At 71.4% G+C, this 18,914-nt stretch carries 18 protein-coding genes; 8 read left to right on the top strand and 10 right to left on the bottom strand.

From position 1 onward, the window contains the following. Nucleotides 1-153: 153 nt before the first annotated feature. The 3 genes from ABZT18_RS04785 to ABZT18_RS04775 form a co-directional block, all read right to left on the bottom strand. Nucleotides 154-1,131, bottom strand: a complete 978-nt coding sequence (locus ABZT18_RS04785; protein ID WP_354995404.1) for a LacI family DNA-binding transcriptional regulator — start codon at nucleotides 1,129-1,131, stop codon at nucleotides 154-156. A 72-nt stretch (nucleotides 1,132-1,203) separates the two neighbouring features. Next, on the bottom strand, nucleotides 1,204-2,583 hold the full coding sequence (locus tag ABZT18_RS04780) for an FAD-dependent oxidoreductase (RefSeq protein WP_354995294.1): 1,380 nt from the start codon (nucleotides 2,581-2,583) through the stop codon (nucleotides 1,204-1,206). Nucleotides 2,584-2,604: 21 nt separating this feature from the next. Beyond that, nucleotides 2,605-3,741 carry a glutamate--cysteine ligase gene (locus ABZT18_RS04775; RefSeq protein WP_354995293.1) on the bottom strand — a complete coding sequence of 379 codons (1,137 nt, stop codon included), beginning with the start codon at nucleotides 3,739-3,741 and terminating at the stop codon, nucleotides 2,605-2,607. 235 nt (nucleotides 3,742-3,976) lie between these two features. Between ABZT18_RS04775 and ABZT18_RS04770 the strand changes: the two genes are divergently transcribed. From ABZT18_RS04770 to ABZT18_RS04755, 4 genes are all read left to right on the top strand, one after another. Then, nucleotides 3,977-4,270: a DUF6412 domain-containing protein gene (locus ABZT18_RS04770; protein ID WP_354995292.1), complete on the top strand. Its 294-nt coding sequence runs from the start codon at nucleotides 3,977-3,979 to the stop codon at nucleotides 4,268-4,270. Between the two features lie 99 nt (nucleotides 4,271-4,369). After that, nucleotides 4,370-5,125, top strand: a complete 756-nt coding sequence (yidC, locus tag ABZT18_RS04765; RefSeq protein WP_354995291.1) for a membrane protein insertase YidC — start codon at nucleotides 4,370-4,372, stop codon at nucleotides 5,123-5,125. Between the two features lie 71 nt (nucleotides 5,126-5,196). Then, nucleotides 5,197-6,615, top strand: coding sequence for a carbohydrate-binding protein (locus ABZT18_RS04760; protein ID WP_354995290.1), 1,419 nt, complete (start codon nucleotides 5,197-5,199; stop codon nucleotides 6,613-6,615). A gap of 148 nt (nucleotides 6,616-6,763) precedes the next feature. Then, complete coding sequence (locus tag ABZT18_RS04755) at nucleotides 6,764-8,167, top strand: cellulose binding domain-containing protein (protein ID WP_354995289.1); 1,404 nt, start codon at nucleotides 6,764-6,766, stop codon at nucleotides 8,165-8,167. Between the two features lie 50 nt (nucleotides 8,168-8,217). Here the strand turns inward: ABZT18_RS04755 and ABZT18_RS04750 are convergent, their stop codons facing one another. After that, nucleotides 8,218-8,889, bottom strand: a complete 672-nt coding sequence (locus tag ABZT18_RS04750; protein WP_354995288.1) for a DedA family protein — start codon at nucleotides 8,887-8,889, stop codon at nucleotides 8,218-8,220. A 59-nt stretch (nucleotides 8,890-8,948) separates the two neighbouring features. Further along, nucleotides 8,949-9,563: a DUF1349 domain-containing protein gene (locus tag ABZT18_RS04745; protein ID WP_354995287.1), complete on the bottom strand. Its 615-nt coding sequence runs from the start codon at nucleotides 9,561-9,563 to the stop codon at nucleotides 8,949-8,951. Nucleotides 9,564-9,642: 79 nt separating this feature from the next. Between ABZT18_RS04745 and ABZT18_RS04740 the strand changes: the two genes are divergently transcribed. Together ABZT18_RS04740 and fabG are read left to right on the top strand one after the other, a co-directional pair. Beyond that, entirely contained in the window at nucleotides 9,643-11,295 is a 1,653-nt protein-coding gene (locus ABZT18_RS04740; RefSeq protein ID WP_354995403.1) for an alpha-amylase family protein, read from the top strand. Between the two features lie 63 nt (nucleotides 11,296-11,358). Further along, a complete protein-coding gene (gene fabG / locus ABZT18_RS04735; RefSeq protein ID WP_354995286.1) occupies nucleotides 11,359-12,117 on the top strand; it encodes a 3-oxoacyl-ACP reductase FabG in 759 nt (252 codons plus the stop codon). Between the two features lie 55 nt (nucleotides 12,118-12,172). Here the strand turns inward: fabG and ABZT18_RS04730 are convergent, their stop codons facing one another. Both ABZT18_RS04730 and ABZT18_RS04725 read right to left on the bottom strand, forming a co-directional pair. Beyond that, the gene (locus tag ABZT18_RS04730; RefSeq protein WP_354995285.1) at nucleotides 12,173-12,589 is read right to left on the bottom strand and encodes a hypothetical protein; all 417 of its coding nucleotides are present in this window, start codon (nucleotides 12,587-12,589) and stop codon (nucleotides 12,173-12,175) included. Continuing rightward, on the bottom strand, nucleotides 12,582-12,977 hold the full coding sequence (locus tag ABZT18_RS04725) for a hypothetical protein (RefSeq protein ID WP_354995284.1): 396 nt from the start codon (nucleotides 12,975-12,977) through the stop codon (nucleotides 12,582-12,584). Before ABZT18_RS04725 ends, ABZT18_RS04730 begins: the two co-directional genes overlap by 8 nt. A gap of 384 nt (nucleotides 12,978-13,361) precedes the next feature. On the opposite strand from ABZT18_RS04725, the gene ABZT18_RS04720 reads away from it, so the two are divergent. Beyond that, nucleotides 13,362-14,267, top strand: a complete 906-nt coding sequence (locus ABZT18_RS04720; RefSeq protein ID WP_354995283.1) for a Gfo/Idh/MocA family oxidoreductase — start codon at nucleotides 13,362-13,364, stop codon at nucleotides 14,265-14,267. A 50-nt stretch (nucleotides 14,268-14,317) separates the two neighbouring features. Here the strand turns inward: ABZT18_RS04720 and ABZT18_RS04715 are convergent, their stop codons facing one another. After that, the gene (locus ABZT18_RS04715; protein ID WP_354995282.1) at nucleotides 14,318-14,509 is read right to left on the bottom strand and encodes a DUF2795 domain-containing protein; all 192 of its coding nucleotides are present in this window, start codon (nucleotides 14,507-14,509) and stop codon (nucleotides 14,318-14,320) included. A gap of 128 nt (nucleotides 14,510-14,637) precedes the next feature. Here ABZT18_RS04715 and ABZT18_RS04710 point away from each other — a divergent pair, with 128 nt between their 5' ends. Beyond that, nucleotides 14,638-15,894, top strand: coding sequence for an erythromycin esterase family protein (locus ABZT18_RS04710; protein ID WP_354995281.1), 1,257 nt, complete (start codon nucleotides 14,638-14,640; stop codon nucleotides 15,892-15,894). A 101-nt stretch (nucleotides 15,895-15,995) separates the two neighbouring features. Here ABZT18_RS04710 and ABZT18_RS04705 read toward each other — a convergent pair whose 3' ends face one another. Together ABZT18_RS04705 and ABZT18_RS04700 are read right to left on the bottom strand one after the other, a co-directional pair. Next, nucleotides 15,996-18,233 (bottom strand): MMPL family transporter, encoded by a 2,238-nt coding sequence (locus ABZT18_RS04705; protein WP_354995280.1) that lies wholly within the window; start codon nucleotides 18,231-18,233, stop codon nucleotides 15,996-15,998. Continuing rightward, nucleotides 18,233-18,820 carry a helix-turn-helix domain-containing protein gene (locus tag ABZT18_RS04700; protein WP_354995279.1) on the bottom strand — a complete coding sequence of 196 codons (588 nt, stop codon included), beginning with the start codon at nucleotides 18,818-18,820 and terminating at the stop codon, nucleotides 18,233-18,235. The genes ABZT18_RS04705 and ABZT18_RS04700 overlap by 1 nt, the downstream gene beginning before the upstream one ends. Nucleotides 18,821-18,914 lie beyond the last annotated feature (94 nt).

Genomic DNA, 18,914 nt, shown 5'->3' with positions numbered 1-18,914 from the left:
CCCCAACCCCTCGCCCCGTCGATCATGGACTTGTGGTGGGCGTTTGACTGCACTTCGCGGCATACGTGCGGCACCACAACTCCATGATCGACGCGAGGCCCGAGCCCGGGGCCCGGGGCCCGCGGGCCGCGGCCCGCGCGCGAGGGGTTGGGGTTAGCGTGGGGTTGGTAGGCCTCGGGGGAGCAACCTTGTGGGGAGCACCGTGGTTGCGGGTGGGGAGTCGTCACCGGCGATCCGGCCGAACAGCCGCTGGGTGGCGACCCGGGCCAACTCCCGGGTGTCGTACCCGACGACGGTCAGCGGCCGGGGCATCAGGTGGGCCAGTTCGAAATCGTCGAAGCCGACCAGCGCGGCGTCACTGCCCCGCCGGTGCAGCTCCTGGAGCGCGCCGACGGTGAGCCGGTTGTTGGCGCAGAAGAATGCGGTGGGCGGGTCCGGCAGGTCGAGCAGCCCCGCAACCGCCCGGCCTGCCTCCTCGGGAGCGATGAGCCTCTCGCGGACCAGCGACTCGTCCGGCTCGACCCCGGCGGCGGCCAGAGCCGCCCGCGCCCCGGCCAGCCGTTCGCGCATGGTCGGCACACTCGGCGCGCCGAGCAGGAGACCCACCCGTCGGTGCCCCTCATCGAGCAGTGCGCCGACCCCGGCGTGGCTGCCGCCCCGGTTGTCCAACAGCACCGCGTCGGCCTGCAGCCCCTGCGGCGGCCGGTCCAGGAACACCACCGGCATCCCCAGCTCGACCTCGCGACGCAGGAACGAGTGGTCGGGGCCCGCCGGCACCACCAGCAGCCCGTCGACCCGACGCTGGGTGAAATCCTGCAACAGGGCGCGTTCCCGCTCCGGGTCCTCCTCCGACGAGGCGGTGATCAGCATGGTGCCGTGGGCGGCGGCGATCTCGGCGGCGACGCTGGCAATGGTCGCGTAGAACGGGTTGGCGATCTCCTCGATGAGCAGCCCGACCGTGGCGTTGAGCTGCCGGGAGCGCAGGTTGCGGGCGATGTCGTTGCGTCGGAAGCCCAGCTCGGCGATGGCGGCCAGCACCCGGCTGACCAGCTCCTGCCCCACCGGCTCGTCGTTGACCACCCGGGAGACCGTCTTCAGGCTGACATCGGCACGCCGAGCCACGTCGACCATCGTCGGGCGCCGACGCACGGTCGGCCGGGTCGGGGTCTGCGTCACGGGGTGGTCCTCCACGGCGGGCGCGGGTCAGCGGTCGAGGGCGGCGAGCGCGTCGACCGCTTTTCGGGCGGCGATGAGCACCGGGTCCCACACCGGCGCGTACGGCGGAGCGTAGCCCAGGTCCAGTGCCGTCATATCGTCCACCGTCATACCGTTCCAGAGCGCCACGGCCAGGGTGTCGATCCGTTTGGCCGCCTCGGACCACCCGACGATCTGCGCGCCGAGCAACCGGCCGCTGGGTCGCTCGGCGATCAGCTTCACGGTCATCGGGCGGGCACCGGGATAGTAGCCGGCCCGGTTGGTCGACTCGGCGACCACCGAGACGAAGTCGAAGCCAGCCTCCGAGGCCTCCCGCTCGCGCAGGCCCGTCCGACCCACCTCCAGGTCACAGACCTTGGTCACCGCCGTGCCGATCACGCCGGTGAACGTGGCGTACCCGCCGCCGATGTTGATCCCCGCGACCCGGCCCTGCTTGTTGGCGTGCGTGCCCAGCGGCACGTGCACCGGCATTCCACTGACCCGGTGCAGCGTCTCCACACAGTCACCGGCCGCCCAGACGTCGGACAGGCCGGCCACCCGCATCCGACGGTCCACCCGGATCCCACCGGTCGGCCCGATCGGCAGCCCGGCAGCCTCGGCGAGCGCGGCGTTCGGGCGTACGCCGAGGCCCAGGACCACGACGTCGGTCGGAATCGGCCCCTCGGCCGTGACCACCGCGGACACCCGGCCGTCCCGCTGCTCCAGGCCGGTCACCTTCAGGCCGGTGCGGATCGTGACGCCCAGGCCGCGCATCGCGTCGACGACCAGCTCGGCCATGTCGCCGTCCACCGTCGACATGGCCTGGTCGGACCCCTCGACCAGGGTGACGGAGAGACCACGTTGGATCAGGGCCTCGGCCATCTCCACGCCGATGTACCCGCCGCCGACCACCACGGCCCGGCGCGGCTGCGTCTCATCGTCCAGCCAGTCGCGCAGGGCCGCACCGTCGTCGAGGGTCTGCATGCCGAACACGCCACCCACGTCGGTGTTCGCCCACGGCGGCTTCACCGGCACCGCGCCGGCGGCGTACATCAGGTCGTCGAAGCGTTCGCGGACCTCGCCGCCGCCCTCCAGGTCCCGGGCCACCACCTCGCGGCTTTCCAGGTCGATGGCCGTGACCTCGTGGCGCATCCGGACGTCCATGGCGTACGTCGTGCGGAACGTCTCCGGATCCCGGGCGATCAACGCCTCCGGGCCGGGCACCAGCCCGCTGATCCAGTACGGGATGCCGCACGCCGAGTAGGAGGTGAAGTGGCCTCGCTCGAAGACCACGATTTCCAGGTCATCACGGTCGCGGCGGCGTCGGGCCTGGGACGCCGCCGACATTCCGGCGGCGTCCCCGCCGATGACGATCAGGCGTCGCGCCACGGGCTCATCCTGTCACGCTGATCAGCCACGGGTCTGCCGCGCGACGTCCTGCACCACGTCGGTGAGATTCCCGGTGCGCGCGTACACCGCGCGCTGTCGTGCCGCGCCGCTGCCGTGCCGGCGCAACCCACCCAGCAGATCGGTCACCTCGGCCCAGTCGTCGTGCTGCTCCAGCGCCGGCCGCATCCGTTCCACGAACCGGTCCAACAGCTCCCACGCCGGGCGCAGCTCGCCCGTGGTGACGTCGACGGCGTCGCCTTCCAGGCCGTCGTGGGCGGCTCGCCAGTGCGCGCCGACCAGCAGGTGATGGTCGGTCTGCAACGCCGGCCGGTCGGCCTCGACGTCCGCCATGGCGGTGGCCACCAGGGCCCGGACCAGCGCGGCGACCAGCACCGCGTCGTCCACCGACGGGCAGACGTCGCCGATCCGCAGCTCCACGGTCGGGTACTTCGCCGACAGACGGGCGTACCAGTAGAGCATCCCCTCGTCGAGCATCACCCCGCTGGCGATCAACTGGCGGATCAGCCGCTGGTAGTGCTCGTGCGACTCCAGCCACGGCGTCGGCGCCACCGACGGCCAGCGCTCCCACTCGACCGAGCGCCAGCTGGCATAGCCGGTGTCCTTGCCCCGGGCGAACGGGGAGTTGGTGGTCACGGCGTGCAGCATCGGCAGCCACGGCCGCACGTGGTTGAGCACCTGCACGCCGGTCTCCGGATCGGGCACACCCACGTGCACGTGCATGCCGTTGTTGCCGGGGCCGGGGACGAGCAGTTGGAACCGCTCGATCATCCGGTCGAAGCGGGGCTTGTCCACCACCGGCGGCACCGGGCCGTCCACCGGGCCGGTGCCGATGGCGAGCAGACGGACGCCGGCCCGCTCGGCGGCGTCGGCGAGCGCCCGACGCAGCACGCCCAGGGAGTGCCGGATCGACGAGAGTTCCAGGCCGGGCGGGCTGCCGATCTCGATCTGACTGGTCTGGAACTCCCGCTCCACCTGCCCGCGCAGCTCCGCCGGCACCTGCTCCATGACCAGGTCGACGGCGGGGACCGCGGCCCCGGTGTGTGGGTCGACGAGCAGGAACTCCTCCTCGACACCCACGGTGAGCAATCCGGTCGCCGCAGCGATCTCGCTGGGCGCCTCAGCCACCTGGCCCGTCATCGACACCACCGTCCGTTCCTACCGGTCGCGGTCCGTCCGCGTCGGTCCTCCGTTTGGTTACCCAACGTGGTGATGCCGGGAAACGTGGCGGCGGCGCGTCGGCCCGGTGTGTCCGCCGCCACCGCGCGTCGCTTCCCGCGTGTCGGCCGGCCCGGTGGGCCGTGCGCGTCTCGGCCCCCACCGGGGAGGCCGCGATCCGGCCCGTCGATGTGACACCGGGTCCTAGGCTGATCCTGTGCCGGTGTCGCTGGGGTTCTTCGGGGTCGCGTGGTTGTCCGCGTTCGCCCAGGTCACCCTGCTTGCGGACCGGCCGGCCGACCTGCTCGCCAGCGCCGCGTTGACCACCCTGGCGCTGCTCGCCGTGCTGCTCGCGGCGCGGGTGCTCGGCCGCATGAGTGCGCCGGGCACCGGGCGGCGCTGGGTCGCACTGCGCGCCCGATCCCGTGGCCGCCCGGTCCCCCGGCAGATCGACCCCGACGCCGCCGGTCGCCCCCGCCCCCGCGCACCCGGTCACCCCTCGGCCGCGTAGCGCCACGCCGCCGCGCGGCCGATCCCGCCGTCACCGGTCCTCCCGCCGTGCAACGCCGTCGGGGGAGGACCCCACCGGAATCGGACCGAGGGGTTTCCCATGCTCGCCTTCGCACCACTGCACGGCGCGGTCGCTGCCGCAGGCACCGCACTGTCCTGGCTCACCGACCTGCTCGAACCGTTGGCCGGCGGTATGGCCACCGCTGCCGCCATCGTGCTGTTCACCATCGCCGTCCGGTTGCTCATCTCGCCGCTCACCGTCGCGCAGGTCCGCGGGGAGCGGCGCCGCGCGGCGCTCGCCCCGCAGGTCCGCGATCTACAGCGGCGGTACGCGGACGACCCGGCGAAGCTCCAGGGCGAGGTGTTCGCCCTGTACCGCTCGGCCGGCGCCAACCCGATCGCCGGCTGCCTGCCGTTGCTGCTCCAGGCGCCGTTCCTGCTGGTCCTCTACCGGCTGTTCAGCAGCTCCGAGGGCGGCACCGGGCTGCTCGATGAGCGGTTGGCCGGGGTGCCGCTGGGCCACCATCTCGGCGACGGGTTGGCCGGCGCGGCCGGTCCGCTCTTCGCCATCCTGCTGGTCGTACTGCTGCTGTTGGCCTGGTGGTCGTCGCGGCGGGCCCGCCGGGCGTCGGCGGCGGTCGGCACGGTGGCCGGTACGCCCACCGAGGGCCCGGGTGCCGCCACGCTCGCCCGGCTGCTGCCCCTGCTGCCGTTCACGACGGTGCTGGTGGCGCTGGTGCTGCCGCTCGCGGCGGTGATCTACCTGGTGACCACGACCGCCTGGTCGGCTCTGGAGCAGGCGGTGCTCCGGCGCCCGCAGGCGTCTCCGGCGAGCACCGACGCAGATCGACGTTGACAACTGTCCCGGTGGGACGTACAACTCTGAGAGAGCGCTCTCTCGACCCGTCCCCGCAGAGAGGCATGTCCATGCCACCTCCTTTGGCGGCCACCGCCGCCCCACCCGCCCGACGCCGGCTGCTGGCGTCCGTCCTGCTCGTCGCCACCACCACCGCCCTGGCCGGCATCACCGTGACCGCGCAGGCCGCCGTTCCGCCCCCCGCCGCCGGCTGGAGCACCGTCTGGAGTGACGACTTCACCGGCGCGGCCGGCACCCTGCCGTCGGCCGCCAACTGGATCATCGACACCGGGCACAACTACCCGGGTGGCCCGGCCAACTGGGGCACCGGCGAGATCCAGAACTACACCGCCAGCACCGCCAACGTCAGCCACGACGGCGGCGGCAACCTGCGGATCACGCCACTGCGCGACGGCGGGGGTGGCTGGACCTCCGCCAGGATCGAGACCGTGCGCAGCGACTTCAAGGCCCCGGCCGGCGGCGTGCTGGCCATCGAGGGTCGGATCCAGATGCCGAACGTCACCGGTGCGGCGGCGGCCGGCTACTGGCCGGCGTTCTGGGCGCTCGGCGCGCCCTACCGCGGCAACTACCAGAACTGGCCGGGCATCGGCGAGTTCGACGTGATGGAGAACGTCAACGGCATCAACTCGGTCTGGGGTGTGCTGCACTGCGGCGTCGCCCCCGGCGGGCCGTGCGACGAGTTCAACGGCATCGGCGCGTCCCGAGCCTGCCCGGGTGCCAGCTGCCAGTCGGCGTTCCACACCTACCGGTTCGAGTGGGACGCCTCGATCAGCCCCCAGCAACTGCGCTGGTACGTCGACGGGCAGCTCTTCCACACCGTCACCCAGAGTCGGGTCGGTGATTCGGCCTGGTCGCAGATGACCTCGCACGCGGGCTACTTCCTGCTGCTCAACGTGGCGATGGGCGGGGCGTTCCCGAACGGGGTCGCCGGCAGCGGCACGCCGACCGCGGCGACCGTCCCGGGTCGGCCGATGCTGGTCGACTACGTGGCGGTGTACCGCCGTGGCGGCGGGACCACCCCGCCCACCACTCCGCCTCCCACCACGCCGCCGCCCGGCGGCACGAGGGACGCGTACGGGCAGATCCAGGCCGAGGCGTTCAGCGCGCAGAACGGCGTGATCGTCGAGGCGTGCGCCGAGGGCGGTCAGAACATCGGCGCGCTGCGTAACGGGGACTGGGTGCGCTACGACAACGTCGAGTTCGGCTCCACGCCGGCGCGGGACTTCGTGGCCCGGGTGGCCTCCGGCGCGGGTAGCGGGGTGAGTGGCCTGGTCGAGGTGCGGCTGGACAGCCCGACAGCGGCTCCCATCGGCAGCTTCGCGATCGGCAACACCGGCGGCTGGCAGAGCTGGCGCTCGGTGCCCGGCAATGTCGGCGCGGTGACCGGCCGCCACGCCGTCTACCTCACCTTCACCAGCGGCCAACCGAACGACTTCGTCAACGTCAACTGGTTCACCTTCCGCCGCTGAGGCGGGCACGTCCGGGCCTCCCGCCGCGTAGTCGCGCGGCGGGAGGCCCAATCATCTGCGTCGACCTCTGGACAGAAACAGTTAACTGTCTTAATAATTAGCGCCAACGTTGACGTCCATGGATGCCCGCCCGGGCGTGGAGGGTCGCATGAAACCTGCCAGATCCCTTGTCCTTTCCCTGGTCACCGCACTCGCGGCGACGATCGGCGCGGCCTGGGTGGCGCTGCCCGCGTTCGCCGCCGGACCGACCGCCAGCTTCGTCAAGACCGCCGAGTGGGGTGCCGGCTGGGAGGGGAAGTACACCATCACCAACGGCGGCAGCTCGACCATCAACGGCTGGAGCCTCGCCTTCGACCTGCCGTCCGGCACCACCCTCGGCAGCTACTGGGACGCGTTGCTCAGCTCCGCGGGTCAGCGGCACACCTTCACCAACCGGTCCTGGAACGGCAGCATCGCTCCGGGCGCCTCGGTCTCCTTCGGCTTCCTGGCCAGCGGTCCCGGATCGCCGGGCGGCTGCCAGCTCAACGGCGCGCCCTGCGGCGGCGGCACCCCACCCACCACCCCGCCGCCCACGACCCCGCCCCCGACGACGCCACCGCCCACGACGCCACCCCCCACGACCCCGCCCCCGACGACCCCGCCGCCCACCGGTGGGCTCCCGAAGCACCTGCTCACCGGCTACTGGCACAACTTCGACAACCCCGCCGTCGAGCTGCGGCTACGCGACGTCCCCGCCGACTACGACCTGGTGGCGGTCGCCTTCGCCGAGGCCACCGCGACGCCCGGTGCGCTCACCTTCGGCATCGACCCCGGGCTCGCCGCGTCGCTCGGCGGCTACACCGACGCGGACTTCACCGCAGACGTACGCACCCTGCACGCACGGGGCAAGCGGGTGATCCTCTCGGTCGGCGGTGAGGCCGGCCGGGTCACCGTGAACGACGTCGCCTCGGCCACCGTCTTCGCCGACACGGCCGCCGCGCTGATCGCCCGTTACGGCTTCGACGGGATCGACATCGACCTGGAGAACGGGCTCAACCCGACGTACATGGCGCAGGCGCTGCGCTCACTCCGGGCCAAGGTCGGTGCCGGTCTGATCATCGCGATGGCGCCGCAGACCATCGACATGCAGTCCCCGGCCGGTGGCTACTTCAAGCTGGCGTTGGACATCAAGGACATCCTCACCGTCGTCAACACCCAGTTCTACAACTCCGGGGCGATGCTCGGCTGCGACCAGAACGCCGCGTACGGCCAGGGCACGGTGAACTTCATCGTCGCGCTGGCCTGCATCCAGTTGGAGGCAGGGCTCCGCCCCGATCAGGTCGGCCTCGGTCTGCCCGCCGGACCGGGGGCGGCCGGTGGCGGCATCGTCGCGCCCAGCGTGGTCAACGCCGCGCTGGACTGCCTGGCCCGGGGCACCAACTGCGGCAGCTTCCGCCCGCCGCGCACCTACCCCGGCATTCGTGGAGCGATGACCTGGTCGGTGAACTGGGACGTCAGCAACGGCAACGGCTTCGCCCGCACGGTGGCCCCGCACCTGGACACCCTGCCCTGACAGCCCGGTTGGCGTCGTTGAGGGCGCCAGCGTCAACCCGGTAACGCGGATCAGCGGCCGGCGGTCACCGACCGCCGGTCGTCGCGTTCCCGACGTCGACGGATCTTGCGGATCACCCAGCTGACCACCATGACGACGAAGACCGCGACGATCGCGTAGTTGAACCAGTCGCTGTAGCGCTCGACGTTCTGCCAACGGCTGCCGAGCGCGTAGCCGGCCCCGACGATGAGACCGTTCCACACCCCGCTGCCGATGGTGGTGAGCAGGATGAACTCGCCCAGCGGCATCCGGTTGGCCCCGGCCGGAATGGAGACCAGGCTGCGGACCACCGGCACCACACGGCCGATCAGCACCGCCCACCGGCCGTGCCGCTCGAACCAGCGGTCGGCCTTCTCCAGGTCGTCGCGGTCCACCAGTGGGATGCGGTCCAACCAGCTCTTGAGCCGCTCCTCGCCGAGTGCCGCGCCGAGCCAGTAGAGCACCAACGCGCCGACCAGCGAGCCGACCGTCGCGGCCAGCACCACGAGTACGACGTTGAACTGGCCCTCATGGGCCAGATAGCCAGCGAGCGCCAGCACGATTTCACTGGGGATCGGCGGGACGATGCTCTCCAGCGCCACCAGCAGCGCCACGCCCACCGGGCCCATCGCCTCGATCACGGAGGCCACCCAACCGGTCAACCCGGTGAACTCGGACGGGTCGCCAGTCTGGGCGTACGCCATGGTCGTCCTTCCGTGGTCGGCTGTCGGGGATCAGGTGGTGATACCCGACAGCCGACGACCTACACCTGCGGGTGCAGCGCGGTGTCCGCCGGCCCCTGCCGCCAGCCGGTGAACACCACGGTCAGGCCGGCGCGGGACGGCGCGCAGCAGAACGGGCCGGCCATGGCCTCGGCCGCCGGGTCCAGTGGGGCGAGCCGAACCAGTCGCCACGGCTCGCCGTCGGCCCGGGCCCGGACGGTCAGCGCGTCGCCGGCCCGGCTGACCCGGACGGTCACCTCCCGGCCCGTCCACTCCGGCACCGGGGCAACCGACCAGTCGGAGAACTCCCGGGTCACCACCGCGCCGAGCTGTGACTCGCCGTCGCTCATCTCGACGCCGGCCTTGGTCCAGACCCGTTCGTCGACGCGGACGAGCGCGCCGGCCTGGTCGAACTGCGCCGAGAAATCGAGCCGGAAGCTCACCTCCATGGCGCTGCCGACCGGCAGCGGGGCCAGCAGGGCCGGACCGTTGTCGTGTACGAAGCCGTAGCTCGTCCGCCGCCACAGGTCACTCTCCGCCGCCGGCTCGACGACCAACTCACCAGCGGGGCCCTCCTCGACGCGGACCGGCGGGTGCAGCCAGCTGCCCCGGGCCCAGTCCAGCGGTTCGCCCGGCGGTACGAGGTCGATCTCCATGACCGGCACGGTAACCAACCGCCTACGACGGCCGCCGGACGGGTTTGCCGCGGTGATCAACAGGAGATGTTCCTCCGGCATGGGTGACCGTTGGTATTCCGAAGCCGTCGTCTACTGCCTCGACATCGACACGTACGCCGACTCCGACGGCGACGGGGTCGGTGACATTCGTGGCTTGATCGGGAGACTGGACTACCTGGCCCGGCTCGGGGTGACCTGCCTGTGGCTGCACCCGATCCACCCGTCGCCCAACCGCGACGACGGCTACGACGTCACCGACTTCTACAACGTGGACCCGCGTTTCGGCACCCTCGGCGACTTCGCCGAGCTGCTGCACCAGGCGCAGAACCGGGGCATCCGCGTGATCATCGACCTGGTGGTCAACCACACCTCCGACGAGCACCCGTGGTTCCAGTCCGCCCGCTCCTCGCCGGACTCGCCGTACCGTGACTGGTTCCTCTGGTCCGACACCGAGCCGGACGACCGGCACCAGGGCATGGTCTTCCCCGGGGAGCAGAAGGAGACCTGGAGCTACGACCGGACCGCCAAGGCGTGGTTCTACCACCGGTTCTACAAGTTCCAACCGGACCTCAACTTCGCCAATCCGGAGGTCCGGGCCGAGGTCAAGAAGATCATGTCGTTCTGGCTCCAGCTCGGCGTCTCCGGCTTCCGGATGGATGCGGTGCCGTTCATCATCGAGCTGACCGAGCCGGGCAACCCGAACTCCCCGAAGGACTTCGAGTTCCTCACCGAGATGCGCCAGCACGTGCAGTGGCGTCGCGCCGACGCCGTCCTGCTGGCCGAGGCGAACGTCGAGCCGGACCAGCTACCGACGTTCTTCGGCGACGCCGGCGGCTCCGGCAACCGGATCCACATGCTCTTCGACTTCATGCTCAACGGCCGCCTCGTGCTGGCCCTGGCCCGGCAGGACCCGGAGGCGCTGATCGAGGCGCTGAGGGACACCCCGAAGTTGCCCGTCGGCGGCCAGTGGGCCACCTTCCTGCGTAACCACGACGAGATCGATCTGTCCCGGCTCACCACCGAACAGCGCAACCAGGTGTACGCGGAGTTCGGCCCGGACGAGAACATGCGCATCTACGACCGGGGCATTCGTCGCCGGCTCGCCCCGATGCTCGGCAACGACCGGCGGCGTCTCGAGTTGGCGTACGCCCTGCAGTTCTCGATGCGCGGCACGCCGGTGCTGCGCTACGGCGAGGAGATCGGGATGGGCGAGGACCTGTCGCTGCCCGGTCGGGAGGCGATCCGTACCCCCATGCAGTGGTCGTACCAGCCGAACGCCGGCTTCTCCACGGCGGACCCGGAGAAGCTGGTCCGCCCGGTGATCGACAAGGGTGAGTTCGGCTATCAGACGGTCAACGTCACCGCCCAGCGTGGCGACTCGAAGTCGCTGCTCGCCTGGTTCGAGCGCATGATTCGCACGCTGCGCGAGGCCCCCGAGATCGGCTCCGGCTCCACCACCCACATCGACGTGGCGATGCCGGCCGGAGTGCTCGCGCACCGGGCGGACGGGCCGACCGGGACCATGGTCTTCGTGCACAACCTGGGCACCGACGACGTCGAGGTGGACCTGAGCAGCCTCGAACCGGAGGCCGACCTGCCGATCGACGTGCTCACCGACCGGGGCTACGGCGAGCTGGGGAAGCTCGGCGCGGTGAAGGTTTCCGGCCACGGCTACCGCTGGATCCGGCTCTGCCGGGGCGCCGCCTGCTGACCTCGACGGAAGGGCTGCGGGGTTAAGCTCCTTCGATCGACCCCAAGTTACCGGGAGGTAATCATGTCGGAGGAGCCCCGCGTCGCCATCGTCACCGGAGCCGCACGCGGTATCGGTGCGGCCACCGCCCGACGGCTGGCCGCCGACGGAATGGTCGTCGCCGTGGTCGACATCGAGGAGGCGGCCACCAAGGAGACGGTCGACGCCATCGCCGGCCTCGGCGGCCGGGCGCTCGGTGTGGGTGCCGACGTGTCCGACCGGGCCCAGGTCGAGGCGGCGGTGGACCGCATCGCCGCCGAGTTGGGCGCGCCCACCGTGCTGGTCAACAACGCCGGCGTGCTCCGCGACAACCTGCTGTTCAAGATGACCAACACCGACTGGGACACGGTCATGGGCGTGCACCTGCGCGGCGCGTTCCTGTTCAGCCAGGCCGCCCAGAAGCACATGGTGGACCGTAAGTGGGGGCGGATCGTCAACCTCTCCAGCACCTCCGCCCTGGGCAACCGGGGCCAGGCGAACTACGCCGCCGCGAAGGCTGGCCTGCAGGGCTTCACCAAGACGCTCGCCATCGAGCTGGGGCCGTTCGGGGTGACCGTCAACGCGGTCGCGCCGGGCTTCATCGTCACCGACATGACCGCGGCCACCGCCGCCCGCATGAAGGTCGACTTCGACGACTTCCAGAAGCACGCCGCAGCCGAGATCCCGGTGCGTCGCCCGGGGCGGCCGGAGGACGTCGCGCACACCATCTCGTTCCTGACGAGCGAGGGTGCCGGCTTCGTCTCCGGCCAGGTCATCTACGTCGCCGGCGGCCCACGGGACTGATCCGTACTCCCGACGAGGGCGCTTCCTGCGCGGAGGGAACGCCCTCGTCGCTGGGTCAGGCGGGATCGCGGCGGGTGCGCCAGAGCCAGATCAGGCCGAGCACCGGCAGCACCAGCGGGATGTAGCCGTATCCGCTGCCGAACTGCGACCAGACCGTCTCGTCCGGGAAGAGCTCCTTGTCGACCAGGCTCAGGACGCCTACCGCGAGCACCCCGACCAACTCCACGGAGCAGCAGGCCAGCGCGACCCGTCGGCCGGTGTGCCCGGCGCGGGCCAACCCCACCGCCGCCACGATGTAGATGAGCGCGGCCACCGCGGACAGCAGGTACGCCACCGGTGCCTCGTCGAACCTGGTGGCGATCTGCAGGCCGGCCCGGCTGGTCGCCGCGATGGCGAAGAGCAGGTAGACCGCGATCAGCAGCCGGCCCGGGCCGGCGTTCGTGGCGCGTCCGGCCGGTCGTGTCTCAACCACCAAGCACCTCCCAGGTCTGCTGCAACCGGATCACCACCACCGGGGCCACCAGGCAGACCGCGCAGATGATCGCCGAACCCCACCGGGTCGGCTCCATCCGGGCCAGCACCCAGGCCAGCGGCGGCAGGCACACCAACGTGACCAGGTAGCCGAAGAAGGCGCCCGGCTCACCAGGCCGGTCCCCGCCGCCGACCGCGACCAGGGCCAGCACGCTCAACGCGATCAGCGCCAGTTCGAGGACGGCCAGGCCGATGAACTGCACCCGGTCTGGTGGTCGGTGGCGCAGCGTCACCACCAGCGCCCACGCCGCGACGAGCAGCGACAGCACGATCGATGCCGTCGCCAGGATCCCGTCCACCGGCGAGTTGGCCGCCGCCACACTGGTCATCGGCTCCACCCGGTCGTTGCCTCGGTCACCGGCACAGCCTACTAACCGTCGTAGTAATCGGGTGAACCTGCCTCGGCGCGCGTCCGTCGAGGTGTCCACAGTCCCTGTAGAGCTGCCCCACGAATGGGGCAGTGCGCTGGGCCGGCCCCACGACTGATGCGGAGCGATGCCCCATTTCTGGGGCAGCTCTACAGGCTCTGCTCGGGCCACCTCGGCCACCGCCACCCTGCCCTTATTCAGGGCGGGCGGCCCGACCGCGTGGCCCCGAAAACGAAGACTGGGCGGCTCCGGTTGGTCGACCCGCCGCCGGTACGGCCGGCGGGGCGACTAGCGTGGATCACGTCCGTGGCGTTGCCGCGGCGGGGGGAAAAAGCGGAGGTACACGTGCTGCGGTTCGGCTTGTTCGGCACCGGTCACTGGGCGATTGAGACGCACGGGAAGGCGCTGCACGCACATCCGGACGCGGAGCTGGTCGGGGTGTGGGGCCGCAACCCGGAGCGGGCCTCCAATCTGGCCGAGCTGTACGGGGTGCCCGCCTTCGCCGACATCGACGCGCTGATCGAGCAGTGCGACGCGATCGCCGTCGCGCTGCCGCCGAACATCCAGGCCGACATCGCGGTCCGGGCGGCGGCTGCCGGCCGGCACCTGCTCCTGGACAAGCCGCTGGCACTCAGTGTGGCCGACGCGGACCGGGTGGTGGCCGCCACCGAGGAGTCCGGGGTGGCCTCGGTCGTCTTCTTCACCCAGCGGTTCCAGCCGAACGTGACTGCTTTCCTCGCCGCGACCGCTGCCGCCGGGGGTTGGCAGCACGGGCGGACCACCGCGTTCGCCTCGATCTTCCAGGAGGGCAGCCCGTACGGCGGCTCGTTGTGGCGCCGGGAGCACGGCGCGCTCTGGGACATCGCCCCGCACGCGCTCTCCATCCTCCTGCCGGTGCTGGGCCGGGTGACCCAGGTGGCGGCGATGGACGGACCGAGCGGGATGGTGCACCTGCTGCTCACCCACGAGGCCGGTGCCACCAGCAGCGCCTCACTCTCCCTGGATGCCCCGACCGAGTCGATGACCCGGGAGTTCGTGTTCTACGGCGAAAACGGGATCGAAACCGTCCCGGTCGGCGAGAACGACGCCGCCACGGCGTTCGGCGTCGCGATCGACCAACTCGTCGAGCAGGTGCGGGCCGGTACCCGGGACCACCGCTGCGACGTCCGCTTCGGCCGCGAGGTCGTCAGCATCATCGCCGCCGCCGAAACCGCCCGCACCGAATCCCGCACCATCCCCCTCCTCCCGTAACCCCCACCCCCGCCCTCGCCCGCAGGAGGGGGACACGCTGGACGGGCGGGTTAGGAGAGGGTGGTCAGCGCGGCGTTCAACTCGTCTGGTGAGTCGAACTGCTCTGCCGGCAACGCCTGCAACATCTGCAACATCGCCGTGCTGGCCCCGTTCTCCTGTCCCCAGCGGATCAGATCCTCCCGGGAGACCGGGTAGTCGAGCCCGGCCAGGTACTCCTGCAACTGAACCCCGGTGACGGTCATGCCGGCCGGCTACCCGCTCGCTGTGCCCGTACACCGTTTCGGTTGGCACGCACGATGGCCCGGCGACCGGCGTGTCGGCCCACGACGCGCCGACGGTTTGCCGCCGCGGCGGCCGGGTAGCCGCTGCCATGCTGGTTCAGCGGCTCGGCGCGCCGAGCGATTTCGACCCGTTGCTGGAGCGCGTTCGGGACGCCCGGGTGGTGATGATCGGCGAGTCCACCCACGGCAGTTACGACTATTACCGGCTGCGTGAGCAGCTCACCCGCCGGTTGATCGCGGAGTGCGGCTTCTCCTTCGTGGCCGTGGAGGGCGACTGGCCGGACTGCGACCGGGTGCACCGCTCGGTGACTGGCGCGCCGGGTGGGGCACTCGAGCCGCAGCTCGCGCTCGAACGGTTCGAGCGGTGGCCGACCTGGATGTGGGCCAACGCCGAGGTGGCCCGGTTCGCCAGCTGGCTGCGGGCCTGGAACCTGGAGCGGCCGGAGGGGCAGCGCGCCGGGTTCCACGGGCTCGACGTGTACAGCCTCTGGGAGTCGATGCAGGCGATCTTCGACTACCTGGGGGAGGAGGACCCGACGTCGCTGGAGGCGGCGCAGGACGCGTACCGGTGCTTCGAGCCGTACGGCAAGAGGGTCGAGGAGTACGGCGCGGCCAGCCGGTTCGTCTCCGCCCGTTGCGAGGAGGAGGTTGTCCGGCTGCTGGCCCGGACCCGCGAGCATGCGCTCTCCGACGGCCCGGACCGCTTCTCGGCCTGGCAGAACGCGGAGGTGGTGGCCGGCGCGGAACGCTACTACCGGGCGATGGTGGCCGGCGGGCCGGACTCGTGGAACATCCGCGACACCCACATGCAGGACACACTGGATCGGCTGCTGGAACGGTACGGCCCGGACGCCCGGGGCATCGTCTGGGCGCACAACACGCACGTCGGGGATGCGCGGGCCACCGACATGGCCGCGGACGGGATGATCAACATTGGTCAGTTGGCTCGCGAGCGGCACGGCGACGACGCGGTGGCGCTGATCGGCTTCGGCAGCTACCGGGGCACCGTGATCGCCGCTCCCCGGTGGGGTTCGCCTCCGGAGCCGATGGTGGTGCCTCCGGCTCGGGAGGGGTCGGTCGAGTGGCGGATGCACGAGCTGATGCCGGAGCGGGCGGTGCTGATCTTCGGCGGTGACGACCAGCCGGGTTGGGTGACCGGCACCGCGGACCACCGGGCGATCGGGGTGGTCTACGACCCGTCCTTCGAGTCCTGGGGCAACTACGTGCCGACGCGGCTCGGCGACCGGTACGACGCCTTCATCTGGTGCGATGAGACCACGGCCCTGCACCCGCTGTCGGTCCCGGCGGTCCCCGGCGAGATGGAGACCTATCCGGCCGGCGTCTAACCAGGCCCCTCGCCGATCATGGAGTTGTGGTGCCCGACGAAGGCCCCGGATCGGGGCGCAACAGGCACCACAACTCCATGATCGACTGTGGAGAGAGGTGGTTAGACCCGGGTTGGCGTGTGGTCCGTTAGGTGGGCGCGCAGGCCTTCGCCTTCGATGTCCACGTTCGGCAGGGCGCGGTTGAGCCAGCGGGGGAGCCACCAGGCGCGGTCGCCGAGTAGGGACATGACCGCTGGGACGATGGTCATCCGGACCACGAAGGCGTCGATGGCCACGCCGATGGCGAGCGCGAAGCCCATCGACTTGATCACCGGGTCCTCCAGGAAGACGAAGCCCCCGAAGACCGAGATCATGATCAGCGCGGCGGCGGTGACCACCCGCGCGCCGTGCCCCATGCCGCTGATGGTGGCCTGCCGGGCGGACTCACCGTGGACGAAGTCCTCCCGCATCCGGGACACCAGGAACACCTCGTAGTCCATCGCGAGCCCGAACAGGATGCCGATGAGCAGGATCGGCAGGAAGCTGATCAGCGGGGCCGGACTGTCCAGGCCGACCAAATTGGCGAGGTGCCCCTGCTGGAAGACCGCCACCGTGATGCCGAACGTGGCGGCGACGGTGAGCAGGAAGCCCAGCGCGGCCTTGAGCGGCACCAGCAGCGAGCGGAAGACCAGCATCAGCAGCAGAACCGAGAGCCCGACCACCAGCAGCAGGTAGGTCGGCAGCGCATCGGAGAGCTTCTCGGAGACGTCGATACCGACGGCGGTGGCACCGGTGAGCAGCACGTCCACGTCGCGGATCCCGCCCACCGAGTCACGGACCTCGTGCACCAGGGTCTCGGTGGCCTCGTCGGTCGGGCCGGTCTTCGGCACCACACCGAGCAGCGCGGTACGGCCGTCCGGGCTGACCTGCGCTGGCGCCACCGCGAGCACGTTCTCCGTGCGCTGGAGCAGCGCCGTGACCTGCGGCACGGCGGCCGAGGTGGCCTGGGGCGTGTCACCCGCGACCACTACCGCGAGCCGGCCGGTGAAGCCCGGGCCGAAGCCCTCGGTGGTCAGGTCGCTCGACACTCGGGCAGGCGAGCCGACGGCCGCCGTCGAGGGGTCCGGCAGAGCCAGCCGCATGTCCGACGTGGGCAGCGCGAGCAGCCCCAGGCCGAGCAGGCTGAGCAGGATGACCGGTACCCGGAAACGGGTGACCAGCCGCGCCCAGCGGAAGCCGAACCCGGACTGGTTCTCGCTCGGTGCCGTCTCGGCGGCCGGCCGGTCGGCGACGTCCGTGTCGTCCTCCGGCGCGCTGGTGTCGGCAGGCGTGCCGTCGGTGGCGACCCCCCGCAGTCGGCGGGGGAGCACCCGGCGGCCGGCGAAGCCGAGCAGCGCGGGCTGGAGGGTGATCGCGACGAGCACCGCGACGGTGACCGTGCCGGCGGCGGCGAGACCCATCACGGTGAGGAACGGAATGTTCACCACGGCCAGCCCTGCCAGGGCGATGACCACGGTGGCGCCCGCGAAGACCACTGCGGAGCCGGCGGTACCCACGGCACGGCCGACCGCCTCCTCCGGGGACAGGCCGTCGAGCAGGTTCTGTCGGTGCCGCGAGGTGATGAACAGCGAGTAGTCGATGCCGACCGCAAGGCCGAGCATCAGCGCCAGGATCGGCGCGGTGCTGGTCAACTCGATGACGCCGCTCAGTGCGAACAGGCCGGCCATGCCGACGCCGACGCCGATCAGGGCGTTGAGCATGGTCATCCCGGCGGCCACCAGTGAGCCGAAGGTGATGATCAGAACGATCGCGGCGACGAGTACGCCGAGCGCCTCGGTGGAGCCGATCTCCGGCTCACCACCCAGCACCTCACCACCCGGGGCGACCTGCCAACCCTGCGCCTCGGCGGCAGCGCCGACCTCCTCGTACGCGGTGCGCTGCTCGTCGGTCACCCCGTCGCTGCCGGTGGCGAACTGGACCTGGACCAGTGCGTACTGCCCGTCGGGCGAGACCGCGCCGACCTGGAACGGGTCGACCGCGCCGACCACGCCGGGCAGCGTGGAGGCCTGCTGGACGAGTTCCTGCACCACGGCCTGGCCCTGCGGGGTGGCCAGTTGGCCGTCCCCCGGTGCCTTGACCGCGATGGTGCCGGTGGCACCGCTGGCCGCGGGGAACTGCTCGGCGAGCAGGTCGAGCGCCTGCTGGCTCTCGGTGCCGGGCATGGTGAAGTTGCTCGCGGTCGGGCCGCGCAGGGTCGCCGCCGCCAGTCCGGCGGCGACGAGTACGACGAGCCAGAGCGCGACGACGAGCCGTCGCCGGCGCAACGCGCCCCGGCCGAGCCGGTAGAGCAGGGTGGCCATCAGGAGTCCTTGTCCTTGGTCGTGGGTTGTTGGGGCAGAGGCGCGTCGACGGGTTCGATGGCCCGCCGGACGAGAGTGAGCAGGGCGGGGCGCAACTCGTCGTCCGGGATGTCGATGAACTCGCCGCACGCCTCGGAGATGCCGGCGAGCAGCACCAGCGCGGCAATTCGCGCACCCGGCCGGTCGGAATGCCCGGCCAACGCGTCCCGCAGCCGCTCGGAGATCTGCTGGATGTGCGCGAAGGCCGGCTGGCACAGCAGCTCCGGGAACTCGCCGCGCAGTACGGCGATCTCCCGCCGGAACCGGACGGCGAGGTCGACGAAGCCGGTCGCGGCGACCTCCTGGGCGGCCGCTCCGGTCAGGCCGGTGAGCTGGTCGTCGAGGTCCCGCAGCACCGCGATCGCCGGGGCCATCAGCTCGGCGAGCAGGGCTTCCTTGTTGGCGAAGTGGTAGAGCACGGTGGCCTTGGAGCAGCCGACCTCGCGGGCGATGTCCTGCAGGGAGGTGCCCCGGTAACCGGTCCCCGCGAACTGCCGCGCCGCCGCGGCGAGGATCTCGCCGTGCGTCTCGGACACTGCTCTGGCCATCACTGGTCCACCTCCCGCAGACCAGCATGCCTGACCGATCGGTCAGACCCTGACCGATCGGTCAGATTGGCTCGGTGGCGTTCCCCACACCCCG

The sequence above is a fragment of the Micromonospora sp. NPDC005291 genome, from assembly GCF_040607415.1.
Taxonomy (GTDB): domain Bacteria; phylum Actinomycetota; class Actinomycetes; order Mycobacteriales; family Micromonosporaceae; genus Micromonospora.
The sequence above is the reverse complement of the archived record's forward strand: the minus strand, read 5'-3'. Positions and strand labels throughout refer to the sequence as shown.

Bases quoted from the DNA above. Each gene is read 5' to 3' on its own strand.
- yidC (WP_354995291.1), top strand. From the start codon at position 4,370: ATGCTCGCCTTCGCACCACTGCACGGCGCGGTCGCTGCCGCAGGCACC.
- ABZT18_RS04785 (WP_354995404.1), bottom strand. From the start codon at position 1,131: ATGGTCGACGTGGCTCGGCGTGCCGATGTCAGCCTGAAGACGGTCTCC.
- ABZT18_RS04710 (WP_354995281.1), top strand. From the start codon at position 14,638: ATGCTGGTTCAGCGGCTCGGCGCGCCGAGCGATTTCGACCCGTTGCTG.
- ABZT18_RS04775 (WP_354995293.1), bottom strand. From the start codon at position 3,741: ATGACGGGCCAGGTGGCTGAGGCGCCCAGCGAGATCGCTGCGGCGACC.
- ABZT18_RS04750 (WP_354995288.1), bottom strand. From the start codon at position 8,889: ATGGCGTACGCCCAGACTGGCGACCCGTCCGAGTTCACCGGGTTGACC.
- ABZT18_RS04740 (WP_354995403.1), top strand. From the start codon at position 9,643: ATGGGTGACCGTTGGTATTCCGAAGCCGTCGTCTACTGCCTCGACATC.
- ABZT18_RS04725 (WP_354995284.1), bottom strand. From the start codon at position 12,977: ATGACCAGTGTGGCGGCGGCCAACTCGCCGGTGGACGGGATCCTGGCG.
- ABZT18_RS04700 (WP_354995279.1), bottom strand. From the start codon at position 18,820: ATGGCCAGAGCAGTGTCCGAGACGCACGGCGAGATCCTCGCCGCGGCG.
- ABZT18_RS04745 (WP_354995287.1), bottom strand. From the start codon at position 9,563: ATGGAGATCGACCTCGTACCGCCGGGCGAACCGCTGGACTGGGCCCGG.
- ABZT18_RS04705 (WP_354995280.1), bottom strand. From the start codon at position 18,233: ATGGCCACCCTGCTCTACCGGCTCGGCCGGGGCGCGTTGCGCCGGCGA.
- ABZT18_RS04715 (WP_354995282.1), bottom strand. From the start codon at position 14,509: ATGACCGTCACCGGGGTTCAGTTGCAGGAGTACCTGGCCGGGCTCGAC.
- ABZT18_RS04760 (WP_354995290.1), top strand. From the start codon at position 5,197: ATGCCACCTCCTTTGGCGGCCACCGCCGCCCCACCCGCCCGACGCCGG.
- fabG (WP_354995286.1), top strand. From the start codon at position 11,359: ATGTCGGAGGAGCCCCGCGTCGCCATCGTCACCGGAGCCGCACGCGGT.
- ABZT18_RS04755 (WP_354995289.1), top strand. From the start codon at position 6,764: ATGAAACCTGCCAGATCCCTTGTCCTTTCCCTGGTCACCGCACTCGCG.